We start from the raw sequence: 15,368 nt of genomic DNA, 5'->3' as shown, positions 1-15,368 counted from the left end.
TCTATGTCTGAGCATCAACAAGCTGAAAGTAAATTTAGATTAGTGACACGCAGCGATTTTGATGGGCTGGTTTGTGCCGTGTTGCTCAAAAAACTCAACCTAATTGACGAGATCGTATTTGTTCACCCAAAGGATATGCAAGATGGGAAGGTGACGACAACTGAGCGTGACATTGTCACTAACCTGCCTTACGTCGCTAATGCTCACTTAATTTTTGATCATCACCTATCGGAAACTATTCGCAATCAAGGTGAAAGACCGAATCATATTATTGATCCAAACGCGCCGTCTGCCGCGCATGTAGTATGGCAATATTATGGCGGACTGGATACGTTTCCCTCTCAGTGGCAAGAGATGCTGATTGCTGTCGACAAAGGTGACTCCGCGCAGTTTACTCGGGATGAAGTGCTTGATTCTGCAGGATGGAATTTACTGAATTTCCTGATGGATGCAAGAACAGGTTTAGGGCGCTTCCATGAATTTCGTATCTCCAATTATCAGTTAATGATGGATCTTATCGACTACTGTGCGAACCACTCCATTGCCGAGATTCTTGCTCTGCCGGACGTTCAAGAGCGCGTTACTTTGTACCGTGAGCATGAAATTCTATCTAAACAGCAGATTCAACGTTGTGCCAAAGTCTATAAAAACCTTGTCATTCTTGATTTGACGGGCGAAGAAATTATTTACGCGGGGAATCGGTTTATCATTTATGCCTTATTTCCCCAGTGTAATATCTCGATTCACAAAATGTGGGGCTTTCAGAAGCAAAATATCGTGTTTGCTACGGGGAAATCTATTTTTGATCGTGGCTCTAAAACCAATGTGGGCGGATTAATGCTCAAATATGGTGGTGGAGGCCATCAAGCGGCTGGAACGTGCCAAATTGCTCTTGAAATGGCCGAGCAGGTAGAAAAAGAGCTGATCAGCCAAATTACCACAGATGGTTAAAGCCGGTGAAGCCCTGCATGGCAGGGCTTTTTATCTCATCGCGGCGTTTTCTATACGTTTCGTTCCTAAAACCACAAAGTTACCAATTCTTATTGCGGCTCATCACCTACCAGCAATGCCAAGTTGTTTCGTTATAATTGCAGCTTGGGGTTTCGTAAATCTTATTTTTCTCTATACTTACCCAAGTGACTGAATTATTAATAGTTTACACTGATGGAATGTCGCGAAGTTATCAATGGAAGGATTCTAGTATGAGAAAAATTAAGCCTACGCTGTTAGGTGTGACTGTGCTGCTGATGAGTGCTTTGGCGACTGCGGATGTTGTAGAAACCACAACATTATCCGGCGTTGGGCAAGCCAAATATCCCGCCAATTTTTCTCATTTCGATTATGTTAATCCAAGCGCACCTAAGTACGGAAAAGTAACTTATGGCGAGGTAGGTACTTACGACAATTTTAACCGCTTTGCTTCCCGAGGCGCTCCGGCGGCAGGCAGTGGTGAGCTTTATGATCCACTGATGTTTGCGCCCAGTGACGAAATTGATACCTATTATCCATTGATTGCTTCTAAAGTCCGTTATTCTGATGACTATTCGTGGCTAGAACTAGATATCAACCCGAACGCACGTTTTCAAGACGGTAAACCGATCACCGCGCAAGATGTTGAGTTTACGTTCAACAAGTTCATGACAGAAGGAGTGCCTCAATATCGACTGTTTTACAAAGCGGTTAAATCGGTAACGGCGATCCATCCTTTAACGGTTCGTATTGAGATGTCAGAACCTAATAGAGAAAAGCTTTTTAGTTTGGCTCAATCAACTCAAGTGTTGCCTAAGCACTATTGGCAGGATAAAAACTTAGCAGAACCATTAAATGAACCGCCAGTCGGCAGCGGTCCTTACAAAGTCGTACGTTATCAAACTGGGCAGAGTGTCACTTATGAGTTGCAGAAAGATTATTGGGCTGCCAACTTACCAGTCAACATTGGGCGGCATAATTTCAAGCAGATCCAATACGACTATTACCGCGACGATACCGTAATGCTTGAGGCATTTAAAGCTGGGGAATTTGATATTCGCCAAGAGAGTTCGGCGAAGTTTTGGGCCAGCTCATACACTGGATTGAACTTCGATAAAGGATTCATCAAGAAAGAAGCGATCGCGCATAATAGTCCAGCTTCAACCCAAGGTTTTGTATTTAATATTCAACGAGAAGTGTTTAGTGATCCGAAAGTGCGCGAGGCTTTGACCTATGCGATGGATTTTGAATGGATGAACAAAAATATGTTCTACGATCAATATTCGCGAACGCGTAGCTATTTTCAAAACACAGAGTATGAAGCGAAAGGTCTTCCCTCTACTGATGAACTCACTATTCTTACACCACTAAAAGATAAGATCCCAGAACGTGTTTTTACCCAAAAATACCAACCACCAGTGACGGATGGGTCTGGTCGTATTCGTCAACAACTACGAGTCGCTTTTCAATTGCTCAAAGAGGCGGGGTGGGAGCTGAAAGATAAAGTGATGACCCATAAAGAAACGGGTAAAGCGTTTGAGTTTGAGTTATTGATCTACAGTCCGACCACGGAACGCATTGCTATTCCTTTGCAAAAAAATCTAAAACAGCTTGGTATCGAGATGAAGATTCGCTCAGTGGATACCACACAATATCTTAAGCGTTTACGCGATAGAGATTTTGACATGCTTTCGTCGGCCTATGCGGCGAATCCTTACCCAAGTCCTAACTTGTTGATTATCTGGAATTCAAACTACATCGATTCAACGTACAATCGCGCCGGAGTGGCAGACCCAGTTGTCGACTTCCTCACTGAACAAATTGCCGCCAATCAAGAGCATCCAGAAAAATTATTGCCTTTAGGCCGAGCATTAGATCGCGTTCTACAATGGAATTTTTATCTGATCCCACAGTGGTATCTGAGCCAATATCGTATCGCAACTTGGGACAAATTCGAGCGCCCTAGCGTGATGCCAAAATATGATATTGGTCTTGATACTTGGTGGGTTTCGGAGCAGAAAGCGCAATTGCTACCAGAAAAACGCCGTTAAGAGGATGCAATGACTGCTTATATTTTCCGCAGATTGCTGCTCGTTGTGCCCACGCTGTGGGCGATTATTACCATTAATTTTTTTATCATCCAAATTGCCCCTGGAGGCCCAGTTGAGCAAGCGATTGCACAAATGGAAGGGCATGGTGACGGAATTATGGAGCGATTTACTGGAGGCGGCCAAGAGGTGGATATGTCGCTGTCGGCTAACACTGGAGGATATAAAGGTTCCCGAGGTTTAGACCCCGAGGTAGTCGAAGCGATAAAAAAACAGTTTGGTTTCGATAAGCCTCTTCATGTCCGTTATTTTGAAATGCTAAAAAATTACGCAACCTTTAATTTTGGTGACAGCTTATTCAAAGGAGGCAATGTTATTGATTTGATCACTGAGCGTTTACCCGTTTCGATCTCTTTAGGGCTGTGGAGTACGCTGATCATCTACCTTATCTCCATTCCTCTCGGAATTTTAAAAGCCATTCACCATGGTTCAAGGTTTGATGTATGGTCAAGCGCGGTGGTCATTATAGGTTACGCCATTCCTGGCTTCTTATTTGCGATCATTTTGATCATTATTTTTGCCAGCGGAAATTATTTCAGTTGGTTCCCACTGCGTGGTTTAGTATCAAATAATTTTGCTGATCTGACTTGGTATCAACAAATTGGCGACTATTTTTGGCATTTGGCTTTGCCCATCTTTGCAATGGTGATCGGTGGGTTTGCCACTTTGAGTATGCTAACGAAAAACTCATTTCTTGATGAGATCAACAAACAGTATGTGGTGACGGCTCGAGCAAAAGGACTGGATGAAGGACGTATTCTTTATCAGCATGTTTTTCGTAATGCGATGCTGATTATTATTGCCGGTTTTCCGAGTGCTTTTATCAGCATATTTTTCACCGGTTCGATGCTGATTGAAGTGATGTTTTCACTGGAAGGTATAGGGCTACTTGGTTTTGAATCGACCATTCAACGGGATTATCCTGTAGTGTTTAGTTCTTTATACATCATGACGTTACTTGGATTAGTCCTCAGCATCATTTCCGATTTGACCTATATTTGGGTTGATCCTCGAATCGACTTTGAGGCTCGTTCATGATGGTAAAAAAAAGGCTGTCCAACCCATTAAACGTATTGCGCTGGCACGGTTTTAAGTCCAATCGGCGCGGTTTTTATTCACTATGGTTGTTTACGCTTTTATTTGTGGTGAGCCTATTTGCTGAGCTGATTGCAAATGATAAACCCCTTTTGGTTGAGTACGATCAGCAGTGGTTTTTCCCCACCTTTCAACAATATGCAGAAACTCGTTTTGGTGGTGAGTTTGAAACCGAAGCGGATTATACCGATCCTTACGTCATCGATCTGATTGAACAAAAAGGCTTTATTGTTTGGCCATTGATCCCATTTAGTTACGACACCATCAACTTTAATATCAATAATGCAGTGCCGTCAGCGCCAGATTCAGTGAACTGGCTTGGTACTGATGATAAAGGGCGCGATGTGCTGGCTCGTATTATTTACGGGTTTCGTATTTCGGTTTTGTTTGGCTTTGTATTAACACTCGTCTCGTCAGTGATAGGCGTTATCGTTGGTGCCACTCAAGGTTATTATGGCGGTTGGCTTGATTTACTTGGGCAACGTTTTATTGAAGTTTGGTCAGGGATGCCAACGCTTTTTCTGCTGATCATTTTATCGAGTTTCGTCGAACCGAATTTTTGGTGGTTGCTTGGTATTATGGTGCTTTTTAGTTGGATGAGTTTAGTGGGCGTGGTGAGAGCGGAGTTTTTACGCTGTCGTAATTTTGATTATGTGCGGGCTGCGCAAGCGATGGGGGTGAGTGATCGCCGCATTATGCTTCGCCACATGCTACCTAACGCGATGGTGGCTTCTTTAACCATGATGCCCTTTATTCTTTCAGGCTCAGTTACGACTTTAACATCCTTAGATTTTCTCGGTTTTGGCTTGCCAGTCGGCTCGCCCTCTTTGGGCGAATTATTGGCGCAAGGGAAAGCCAATTTACAAGCTCCATGGTTAGGTATTTCAGCATTTGTGGTGCTCTCGTTAATGCTGACATTATTGGTCTTTATCGGCGAAGCTGTACGCGATGCCTTTGACCCGCATTCGACAGGGAGAAGATGATGAGTAAAACCGTACTCTCTATCCAAAATCTTTCGGTCGGGTTTGGTCAAAAAGACAATATTGAACCTGTGATTAAAGCTGTGTCACTTTCTCTCTCCGCAGGGGAAACTTTAGCGCTGGTGGGGGAAAGTGGTTCTGGTAAATCAGTGACGGCGAATGCCATTTTGAAGTTGTTACCGAAAAGTGCTGCCCACTATTTGCAAGGGGAGATCTTTTTTGATGGTATCAACACGTTGAACTGTAGCGAGAGGCAATTAAGAGGTATACGAGGCGGGCGGATTGGTATGATTTTCCAAGAGCCAATGGTCTCACTCAATCCTCTGCACAAAGTTGGTAAACAGTTGATCGAAGTTGTGGAGATTCATCGAGGACTAAGAGGCAGCAAAGCACGTCAGTTGGCCATTGCATGGTTAGAAAAAGTGGGTATTCGATCGCCAGAAATTAAGATCAATGCTTATCCACATGAACTTTCTGGGGGAGAACGCCAGCGAGTCATGATTGCGATGGCTTTGATCAATGAGCCTGAATTACTGATTGCTGATGAGCCGACCACTGCGCTTGATGTTTCTGTTCAGGCGCAAATATTAGATCTACTTAAAAACCTGCAACAAGAACTGGGTATGGCCATGTTGTTCATTACTCATGATCTCAGTATTGTTAAGCGTATCGCTGATCGCGTTGCAGTGATGCAAAATGGGCAAGTGATCGAGGTGAATGATGCCAAAACGCTGTTCTCATCACCCTCTCACTCTTATACCAAAAAATTGATTGAATCCGATCCTCGAGGTTTGCCCGTTGACGTAAACCCTGACAACTCAATTCTAGTGCAGCTTCAGCATCTCAAAGTCTGGTTTCCCATCACTGGCGGCTTATTCAAGCGCACGGTCTCGCATATTAAAGCTGTCACCGACATGCAGTTTAAGCTTAAAAGAGGACATTCATTAGGAATTGTTGGCGAGAGCGGTTCGGGTAAATCGACCACTGGTATGGCGATACTAAAATTAGTCCATTCGGAAGGCTCGATTTGTTACGACAATAATGAGCTGCAAGGGTTAGATAGGAAAGCTATGTTACCTTATCGCAGCAAGATGCAAGTCGTTTTTCAAGATCCATTTTCAGCACTGAATCCGAGAATGTCGGTGGCGCAGATTATTGGTGAAGGGTTAGAGGTTCATAGCCGTTATGATCGACAAACTGTTGAACGAATGATTTGTGATGTGATGCGAGAAGTTGAACTCGACCCAGCCACTCGCTACCGTTATCCCAATGAGTTTTCAGGTGGGCAACGACAACGTATCGCGATTGCTCGGGCATTGGTGCTTAAACCTGAGTTCATTTTACTTGATGAACCAACCTCTTCTTTAGATCGTACGATTCAAGCGCAAGTGTTGGATCTGCTTAAATCGCTGCAACAAAAATATGGGTTAACGTACTTGTTCATTAGCCATGATTTACATGTGGTGAAATCATTATGCCATTACACTATGGTGATGAAACAGGGTGAAGTCGTTGAGCAAGGGGAAACGCAACAGCTGTTTCTCAATCCTCAGCACCCTTATACCCAAGAGCTTATTTCCTTTTCTTATTAAACATCACGCTATGTCATACAGTTAAATAACGTGATGTTGTCGCTAGGAAAACAGTGAGTGAATATTGAAAGTAGCGGTAAAGTTGGGGTGCTACGCGAATGTAAAGAATATCGTTATTAAATGGCCATCTTAATGGCTGGTACTATCGCTTCCGGCATGGCTAAAAAATAGCCTTGAAACATATCAATATCGAGTTTTTGCATTGCTTCGAGTTGCGCTTGGGTTTCGATGCCTTCTACAACGGTATTGGAACCATTCTGTTTCGCAAGGGTAATGCCATCCATAAGTGGGTCACAATCACCTTGCATATATTTGAGTAATAAGCTTCGATCAAATTTGATGATATCAGGCGTCACCAAATTAACCCGTTGTGGTGTTGAGGCTTGAGTACCAAAATCATCAATGGCAATTTTAAAACCATTTGCAGCCAGACTTTGCGTTGCGCATTGCAGCTTGCTTTCATTTTCTGAATCGATTTCAATCAATTCCATGACCAGTTGATTATGTTCTATATGCAGTTCTTTGAGGCGATCGCATAGCAATGCTTTGTTGATGTCGCTGATGGCAAACAATTCACCCGCGACAGGCAGTAAATTTAGAAATAATTGGCATTGACGATATTCGGAAAGGGCATAGTTTCGGATGTGGATAACTCGGCTGAGTCTTTCTACGTTAAGTTTGTCGATGGGATTAATAGTGTCGGAATGGAAAAAGCAATCGGGGCGAATGGTCGTGCTGCCATTGGCGGTTATTCTCACTAGGGCTTCAACGCCCACAATACGGTTATCCCGCGAGAATATCGGCTGGAAAACGCTTCGCAGCACAAGATGTTGGTAATGAGCAATAAACTGGCCATCGGAATCCAGAGACATGCATTTTGAAAACTGAGTTTTGTTAGTTAAAAGCATACAATTTTCGACATCCTAATCATTAATTTTTGCTTGAAGCATCCGAGCGCCAATATGCCATGCCATATTATTGACCCACCTTGACCTTTGTCAATTGTACCTTTGGCTAAGATGAAAATTTGTGGGTTGTCAAAACAGCGTCACAAATATTGAATTATTTAGTGAATGTGATGCGGCAGGCTCAATTGATTGAGTGTGTGCTAAATCAGAAGACAGCACAAAGAAGAGGGTAATAAGGTAAAATCTAGAACTTGGAAGGAAATGAGGGCGGTTTGTTTACGTTACGCCCATTGTAATACGGCATATAATTGAACGTATTTTCGGACTAGTTGCTGGTTTTTAGAGCGTTTTAAAGGATGGCTAAATTTAATATAACAAGGGCTAATTTGAAAACGGTTCTCTAAAGATTGAGTTAGCAATGAGTCACTTTCATACAGCGTGATACCTTGTGCGAGGTATTGATCTATTTCATCGGGTAATTGCCCTGTCCACCAATGAAGTAACTCGCGACTTTTTTGGCTACGACTGATCCAGTGATCGGTCAGTAATAACAGTAAATCATTCGGTTGAATCGCGTAAGCGTACTCATATTTCCACTGCGCAATGTCTTGCATCAACTTTTCTCGACAGGTTTTACCTGCACTGACCATATGGTGAGTCAGGATCCATACCGTTCCGGCATCACTGCTCACTCGGTAATGGTGTGGCATGTCTCGCTGAGGGATTGATTCAATAGCAGAATAGTGGCATGGGTGCCCAAATTCACTGAGTGTACGAGCCAACCTGCGAGCAAAAGCCAGTCCTAAGTGATGTTCACTCATTCCTTGGTTGTGTATGGTGGGGTAGTGCTTTTCACAAAGTTTTAGACAGTCAGCTTGAAATTCGTTGACGCTTTGCGTGAGTATATCCAATAGCAACTCGTTGTTCTCCTTTAATAAAGCCAAGCAAGATTACCACAGTTATCAACAAGCACGAGCAGCAAATGGCGAGTTCTTGATCTTTCACACTATTCTTCTAATACGAGCATTCTACAGGTGTTATACCCTTATGATTTGAAGCTACCGTTGTTTCAAGGTGTTTGAGCATAAGTCGTGGTTATCTATATCCACAATAAGTTCCTTCAGTTTTTTCGAATAACTCAATCAGTACTAAAGTATGTCCACAATGTAAAGTATGGTAAATACTGTGTTAATAATTTAGGCTAGAATATAGATTCAATTCACTTTGTTGCTGTTTCACTTGCTGGTTTAGAAAATTTATGACAACTGAAGTTAAAAATTACAACTTAGTCACGCGTCTTATCCATTGGTTATCCGCACTCGTTATCATTGGTATGTTTGGTGTTGGGATCTGGATGGTTGAGTTAACCTATTACAGTCAATGGTATAACACCGCGCCACATTGGCATAAATCTGTCGGTTTGTTGCTGCTCGCGGTCACCCTGTTCCGCATACTATGGAAGTTGGTGAGTGTCTCTCCTGCCATTGGGGGCGGCCACTATGAGCGCATTGCGGCTAAAGCGGCGCACGGATTAATGTATTTATTATTGATGACGCTGTTTGTATCAGGCTATTTGATCTCAACAGAAGATGGCCGAGGGATTGATGTTTTCAATTGGTTTACTGTACCAAGTATGGGCTTGTTGTTTGAAGGACAAGCCGATCTCTCTGGTACGGTTCACTTTTACGCAGCTTGGACGCTGATTATTTTAGCAGGCGTGCACGCTGTTGCCGCACTCAAGCACCATTTTATTGATAAAGACGATACGCTACGAAAAATGATAGGAGCTTCTAAATGAAGAAAACGTTACTTGCTACTGGATTGGCTTTCGCAACACTCATGCCGCTAGGTGCAAACGCTGCTGACTATGTTATAGATACCAAAGGTGCGCATGCTTCAATTAACTTTAAAGTCAGCCATCTTGGTTATAGCTTTACCAAGGGCCGCTTTAACAAGTTTGATGGTGAGTTTTCCTACGATCCTAACGACCTTGCAAGCTCAAAAGTGAAAGTTAATGTAGATACTCGCAGCCTGGATAGTAACCATGCTGAACGTGATAAACATATTCGTAGTGCTGATTTCATTGATGCATCAAAATATTCACAAGCCACGTTTACCAGTACTCAAGTGGTTGATAAAGGGAATGGTAAACTAGAAGTGCTCGGTGATCTTACTCTGCATGGTCAAACCAAACCCATTACTATTGATGCAGAATTTATTGGTGCAGGTAAAGACCCATGGGGTGGTCAACGCGCTGGTTTTTCGGGAACAACACGTATCGAACTCGCGGATTTCAATATTGCAGTAATGGGCGCTTCAAGCTATGTCGATATGGAACTCTATGTTGAAGGAATACAAAAGTAATCCACATCTTGTTATGCTTTAAGCAAACATGAATAAAAGGGTCTAACTCTAGACCCTTTTCACTAACTCTCGCTATATTTTATCTCTATACATTGGCTAACTGACGGATTTCTGAGTCTGGAATTCGGCGACCGCGTTGTCCATGTCGTTTGCTTGCTTGGAAACGATATCGACTTCAATCAAACACTGTTTGGCTGAGTGCATATTATTATCAGAGATAGAGTTAAGTTCGGTGATCGATTCACTGACTTGGTTCATCACAATGCCTTGTTCTTCAATTGCAGAGGCGATTCGCTCAGAGTTACTTTGTATCATTTCCATGTCAGAGAGAATCTGACGTAAACTATTATCCAGTTCTCCTGAAGCCGTTAGCGTCGCATGACCTTGAGTGTTGCATTGTGCAATATCAGTGACAACGGTGCTCATTTGGCTTTGAATTGCAGAAACGACATTGGTGATCTCTTCCGTTGACTGATGCGTGCGGCTGGCAAGTGCGCGGACTTCATCGGCGACCACAGCAAAGCCTCTGCCTTGTTCTCCGGCGCGAGCGGCTTCAATCGCGGCATTTAATGCCAGTAAATTGGTCTGCTCTGCGATACCTTGAATGATGTTAACAGCACCGCCAATTTGTTCGACATGCTTGTTCAATGAGGCGATGGAGATTTGACTTTTTTCCAATGTTCGTGAGAGTTCATCGACATTTTTTACCGTTGATTCCACCACCAAACGCCCTTGCTGAGCATTGTGCGCGGCTTTGTGTACACCTTCTACCGCTACACTAGTACTTTCTGAAATTTCGCTGATGGTGGACACCATTTCTTGAACGGCCGTTGCCATTGTCGTGGTGTGGTCAGCCTGAACGTGAAACTGTTCAATCACATCTTCTAATTCGTTATGCATACTTGATGTACTGTTCGATAGCTGGTGAGACTTTGTTTGAGAGCCAGCGATAAGAGTTTCGAACTTATCGAGTAAGGTATTAAAATAAGTTGCGATCGATACCAACTCGTTGCGGCCAGTCAGCTCAACACGCAAACTGATGTTGTTGCTGTTTGAAATCATTTGCATTACTGACAACAACTTACTCACTTGCACGTTAATGGAGCGCGCTATTTGGAGAATAAATCCAAGGATTAGCACGATCACTAACGCACTGAGCCCTTGTTTCACATAGTTAAGTTCTTGCTCAATACTTGTAATCTCTTTATTTAACACTTCAGAAAAGGTAACAAACTGTTGTTCAACATTATGAGAAAGATTACGTACTTCACCAAGTAGCCCTTGATTATATTTCAAACCAATCACTTTTTTCTGATCGACAAGCTGTTGGGCGGCCTGTGCTAATGCCGGAAAACGGTTGGTCACTGTGCTGTTTTGCAGCTCTCCAACCTGCACGCTTTGATCAAACGCCATTAGCTCTAAAAGTAATGCATCATCAGCATTAGGTTTTATGGTTTCCAATGCTTGTAAATAAGTGGCTAAAAGGCCGGATTTTTCATTTAATCCGTATAGGCTATAAGCCTGTACCAATTTTTCAAAACCTTGTTTATAAGCCAAAAGGTCTTGTCGGAGTTGGCTACTAGAGGGGAGATCTCGATCTAACAGGATGAGGGAAAGTTGCTATTCCAGATCTAAAAAAAGAGTGCTGTTTTTTTTAAAGGTTTCAAGGTATTTCACGTCGCTTCGCAGAAGAAAATCTTTCTCATTGCGCCGCAAATTGAGCAGTCTAATTTCAAGTTTATCGACTAAGTTAATGGCTTGATTGAGCGTTTCGGTGGTTTGGGAAAAATGTGTGGTAGTGGCTAACATTACCAGAACCCCGATAACCGCAATAGCACCCAGTGAATATAATTTTTGTTTGATACTCATGAGATTATACACCTAAGTAAAATGACAGTAATTGATGAAAATGTAATTATTAGTATGTTTAATTGGAATGTTAGGATTAAATGAAGCGTATATCAATGAACGCAAAAATATAAATTACATTCATTATCGTGACACAATATTGGAACTTTTATTTTGTTGATTCCCATAGAATTTGTTAGAGGCGCTCTATAAACATGATTGAATTAGAAAATTACCAAGGACTTATTTTTGATATGGATGGTACGTTGCTTGACACCATGCCAGCGCATTTAGAGGCTTGGTCAAAAACAGCGCAACATTTTCGTTTCCCATTCTCAGAACAGTGGTTGCACAGTTTAGGTGGCATGCCTAGCGCTAAAATCGTTTCACAAATCAATAAGCTGCACGATCTCAAATTGGTGCCAGAGCTGGTCGCTCAATTTAAAATGGCGGCATTTTCTTCTATCGAAAATAGTGGCGAGGTAATTTCTTGTACTCATGAAGTTGTTGAGCAGTTTTATGGTAAAAAGAAGCTTGCGGTTGGGACTGGAAGCCAAAGGCAAAGTGCACTCGCATTGCTTAAAAAGTCTGGGCTATTAAATCGCTTTGATGCTGTAGTAACGGCGTCTGATGTTGAAAACCATAAGCCGAATCCAGATACATTTTTGCGTGCAGCCTTTTTATTAGATCTCGAACCTAAGCATTGTGTGGTGTTTGAAGATACTCATTTGGGTAAACAAGCCGCTCACGCTGGAGGAATGGATTGTGTGATGGTAGAGGAAGGAAAACTGGTGTTTTATCCAGTCCCTTCTCAAGAATAGAGCCGCGTAATGCGGCTCAACACCGCTTTACTGGATTTCAATTAATTCCACATCAAAAATCAGTACGGATGCGGGTGGGATAGGGCCGCTGCCACTTTTGCCATAACCTAAATTACTGGGTATGAACAGGCGCATTTTTTGTCCTTCCACCATCAGTTGTAGACCTTCCTGCCAGCCTTGAATCACCTGCTTCAAACCAAACACAATCGGGTCGTTACGTTCAACTGAGCTATCAAACACCGAACCGTCAAGTAAAGTTCCGTGATAATGCACTTTTACACGACTGTTGGCTTTCGGATGAACGGTGCCAGTACCTTGTTGGAGTACGAGATATTGTAGGCCACTTTCGGTTGTTATCACGCCATCTTGCTGAGTATTTTCAGCCAAAAACGCTTGGCCTTTAGCAAAATTTTCATCGGCAATTTTGTGGTTATTCCACGTACGATAGATAAAAAAGCCAGCCAGTAAAAAAATAATAACTGGAAATACAAATTTAGACATATTTTTAAAGCCTTGTGGATTAGGGGTGAGTCAATAAATATGAGATGGTATTCGCGATATCTGCTACATCTTTATGACCGGAGGTGATGACTAAATATTTGCCTTTCACAATAAAGGTTGGAACGGCATTGATTTGGCCTTTTACTGAAATATCATCAGCGAGCTGAATCTCTTGGAATAACTGTTTTTGCTGCTCATCATCTAACGAATACGGGCTGATTAGCCCTCGTTGGCTGAAGGCCAAATCAATCGCTTCTTTACGCTCACTTAACGTTACTTCTTCATCCATTTGCACGACCGAAAATAGCTGTTCCATCATGGCATGATCGGGAATTGCTCCCAGTTGCATCACGGCTGAATAGTAAATCATGGCTCCAATCTGTGCGCCTTCGTTAAAGGTGACATGCAGTTTACCAAATGTTTCGCCTGTTATTTTCTCTAGCTCTGGGATGACCTTTTCCATTGAACGACAGTGTCCGCAAGTCAGCGAAAACACTTCCGTGACGGCTGGCAGGCGGTATGTTGCAAGACTTACGGGAAGCTCATCATATTGTTTCCCTTTTTGTGGCGTAGTGTTGTCACCGCAGCCTGCTAGAATCAGTAGTGTTGTGATGAGAGTCAACCAATAGCGTGTGTTTTTTTTCATAACGAGTATTGAGTTAAAAAAGAATACTTGAATTCTAACGGCTTACCGTGACAAGGAAAACAGAAACAACCACGAAATTGCTACCAAATATATATAAAGTTTTACAGTCTTGGCCGATACAGTTTAGGTAGTAAGAGAATGGAGTGATGCTTGAATGAAGTATTTAGCCTTACCGTTATTGATGTTGTTAACGGGGTGTGGAACATTAGCCACCGCAGATCGGATGTTTAGCGACAATCTATTGGATGCAGCGCCAAAAGGTGATTTTGACGTGCTCTATCCCGAATGGGGCTATGCGCCGAAGATTGCTTCAACAGGTGTTCAAGGCCCGATGGGACAGCAGCGCGTGAGTAGCTATGATTCTTTGCAAAGTTTTTTATTGAAGAATGGCGTTGATTACGAGGTTCTCCCAGGTAACCACATTATGGTTAAATTGAAAGATACGGTGAAATTTGAAACGGGCTCGTCCACCGTCTCCTCTGGCTCTGGTGATTGGCTTACTATGATGGGACGTTATTTAGCCTCAGAACCCGGTATTGATATTGTGATTGATGGCCATACGGACAGTAGTGGAGCGCCCACTTTTAATGATGGTTTATCTGAACGTCGAGCGAAAGCGGTAAAGAACACTTTAGTGAAAAGTAATGTGGCGATGGACTCTATTTTTACCCGTGGATATGGTGAATACGTTCCGGCTTGTACGAATAAAACCAATGCAGGTAAAGCATGTAACCGTCGTGTGGAAGTGTTATTTATTGTTTCCAATAATTAAGTTATGCCTTTTGGTGGCGTGCCTTTTAAGTGATGTATCTCTTTTCACACGCGACAAGATCAAAAAAGCCCAGCGAATGACTCGCTGGGCTTTTGCATTAAAAATAAGAAGACTTAAGCAAGCAGTTCTTGTGCTTGTTTCACCACGTTTTCAGTCGTAAAGCCGAACATTTTGAACAGTTGATCCGCCGGTGCTGACTCACCAAAGGTAGTCATACCGATAATCTTGCCGCCAAAACCAACGTACTTGTACCAGAAGTCGGCGATACCTGCTTCAATTGCAATACGCTTAGTCACGGCTGCTGGTAGTACGGCTTCGCGGTAAGCTGCGTCTTGTTTATCAAACGCATCGGTCGATGGCATCGAAACTACGCGCACTTTCTTACCTTCTGCTGTAAGTTGCTCTGCGGCTTTTACCGCCAGTTCAACTTCAGAGCCAGTGGCAATCAGGATAAGCTCAGGCTGACCCGCGCACTCTTTTAGGATGTAACCACCTTTCGCGATATCCGCAACTTGCGTTTCGCTACGTGGTTGCTGCGCTAGGTTTTGACGAGAGAAAATCAGCGCTGATGGGCCATTTTTACGCTCAATCGCCAACTTCCATGCGACGGCTGATTCCACTTGGTCACACGGACGCCATGTGCTCATGTTCGGTGTCAAACGCAGTGAAGCCACTTGCTCAACTGGTTGATGGGTTGGGCCATCTTCACCCAAGCCAATCGAGTCATGGGTGTAGACTTGGATGTTCTGAATCTTCATCAGCGC

At 43.0% G+C, this 15,368-nt stretch carries 14 protein-coding genes and 1 pseudogene; 9 read left to right on the top strand and 6 right to left on the bottom strand.

Annotated features, from left to right (window positions below; genetic code table 11):
* Positions 1–3: 3 nt before the first annotated feature.
* From AACR75_RS11410 to AACR75_RS11390, 5 genes are all read left to right on the top strand, one after another.
* A complete protein-coding gene (locus tag AACR75_RS11410) occupies positions 4–951 on the top strand; it encodes an exopolyphosphatase (RefSeq protein WP_038148427.1) in 948 nt (315 codons plus the stop codon).
* A gap of 251 nt (positions 952–1,202) precedes the next feature.
* Complete coding sequence (locus tag AACR75_RS11405) at positions 1,203–3,020, top strand: extracellular solute-binding protein (RefSeq protein ID WP_047690375.1); 1,818 nt, start codon at positions 1,203–1,205, stop codon at positions 3,018–3,020.
* 9 nt (positions 3,021–3,029) lie between these two features.
* Complete coding sequence (locus tag AACR75_RS11400) at positions 3,030–4,115, top strand: microcin C ABC transporter permease YejB (protein ID WP_013867858.1); 1,086 nt, start codon at positions 3,030–3,032, stop codon at positions 4,113–4,115.
* Positions 4,112–5,155 (top strand): ABC transporter permease, encoded by a 1,044-nt coding sequence (locus AACR75_RS11395; protein ID WP_017046433.1) that lies wholly within the window; start codon positions 4,112–4,114, stop codon positions 5,153–5,155. Before AACR75_RS11400 ends, AACR75_RS11395 begins: the two co-directional genes overlap by 4 nt.
* Positions 5,152–6,744 carry an ABC transporter ATP-binding protein gene (locus AACR75_RS11390; protein WP_052190346.1) on the top strand — a complete coding sequence of 531 codons (1,593 nt, stop codon included), beginning with the start codon at positions 5,152–5,154 and terminating at the stop codon, positions 6,742–6,744. The genes AACR75_RS11395 and AACR75_RS11390 overlap by 4 nt, the downstream gene beginning before the upstream one ends.
* Before the next feature lie 116 nt (positions 6,745–6,860).
* On the opposite strand, the gene AACR75_RS11385 is transcribed toward AACR75_RS11390, so the two are convergent.
* Both AACR75_RS11385 and AACR75_RS11380 read right to left on the bottom strand, forming a co-directional pair.
* Positions 6,861–7,652 (bottom strand): EAL domain-containing protein, encoded by a 792-nt coding sequence (locus AACR75_RS11385; RefSeq protein WP_013867855.1) that lies wholly within the window; start codon positions 7,650–7,652, stop codon positions 6,861–6,863.
* Positions 7,653–7,933: 281 nt separating this feature from the next.
* On the bottom strand, positions 7,934–8,569 hold the full coding sequence (locus AACR75_RS11380; protein ID WP_047690371.1) for a hypothetical protein: 636 nt from the start codon (positions 8,567–8,569) through the stop codon (positions 7,934–7,936).
* A 341-nt stretch (positions 8,570–8,910) separates the two neighbouring features.
* Between AACR75_RS11380 and AACR75_RS11375 the strand changes: the two genes are divergently transcribed.
* A complete protein-coding gene (locus AACR75_RS11375; RefSeq protein WP_013867852.1) occupies positions 8,911–9,450 on the top strand; it encodes a cytochrome b in 540 nt (179 codons plus the stop codon).
* Entirely contained in the window at positions 9,447–10,016 is a 570-nt protein-coding gene (locus AACR75_RS11370; protein ID WP_013867851.1) for a YceI family protein, read from the top strand. The genes AACR75_RS11375 and AACR75_RS11370 overlap by 4 nt, the downstream gene beginning before the upstream one ends.
* Before the next feature lie 96 nt (positions 10,017–10,112).
* On the opposite strand, the pseudogene AACR75_RS11365 reads toward AACR75_RS11370, so the two are convergent.
* Positions 10,113–11,885, bottom strand: a pseudogene (locus AACR75_RS11365) (methyl-accepting chemotaxis protein).
* Positions 11,886–12,079: 194 nt separating this feature from the next.
* Between AACR75_RS11365 and AACR75_RS11360 the strand changes: the two are divergent.
* On the top strand, positions 12,080–12,685 hold the full coding sequence (locus AACR75_RS11360) for a beta-phosphoglucomutase family hydrolase (RefSeq protein ID WP_047690369.1): 606 nt from the start codon (positions 12,080–12,082) through the stop codon (positions 12,683–12,685).
* Positions 12,686–12,712: 27 nt separating this feature from the next.
* On the opposite strand, the gene AACR75_RS11355 is transcribed toward AACR75_RS11360, so the two are convergent.
* Positions 12,713–13,186: an FKBP-type peptidyl-prolyl cis-trans isomerase gene (locus AACR75_RS11355; protein ID WP_047690366.1), complete on the bottom strand. Its 474-nt coding sequence runs from the start codon at positions 13,184–13,186 to the stop codon at positions 12,713–12,715.
* Positions 13,187–13,205: 19 nt separating this feature from the next.
* On the bottom strand, positions 13,206–13,832 hold the full coding sequence (locus AACR75_RS11350) for a thiol:disulfide interchange protein DsbA/DsbL (RefSeq protein ID WP_047690361.1): 627 nt from the start codon (positions 13,830–13,832) through the stop codon (positions 13,206–13,208).
* Positions 13,833–13,986: 154 nt separating this feature from the next.
* On the opposite strand from AACR75_RS11350, the gene AACR75_RS11345 reads away from it, so the two are divergent.
* Positions 13,987–14,604: an OmpA family protein gene (locus tag AACR75_RS11345; RefSeq protein WP_013867846.1), complete on the top strand. Its 618-nt coding sequence runs from the start codon at positions 13,987–13,989 to the stop codon at positions 14,602–14,604.
* 113 nt (positions 14,605–14,717) lie between these two features.
* On the opposite strand, the gene AACR75_RS11340 is transcribed toward AACR75_RS11345, so the two are convergent.
* Positions 14,718–15,368: transketolase-like TK C-terminal-containing protein (locus AACR75_RS11340; protein ID WP_047690357.1), on the bottom strand; the 651-nt coding region annotated here is incomplete at its 5' end.

The organism is Vibrio sp. ZOR0018, from assembly GCF_963865925.1.
In the GTDB taxonomy this organism is placed as follows: Bacteria; Pseudomonadota; Gammaproteobacteria; order Enterobacterales; family Vibrionaceae; genus Vibrio; species Vibrio anguillarum.
The sequence above is the reverse complement of the archived record's forward strand: the minus strand, read 5'-3'. Positions and strand labels throughout refer to the sequence as shown.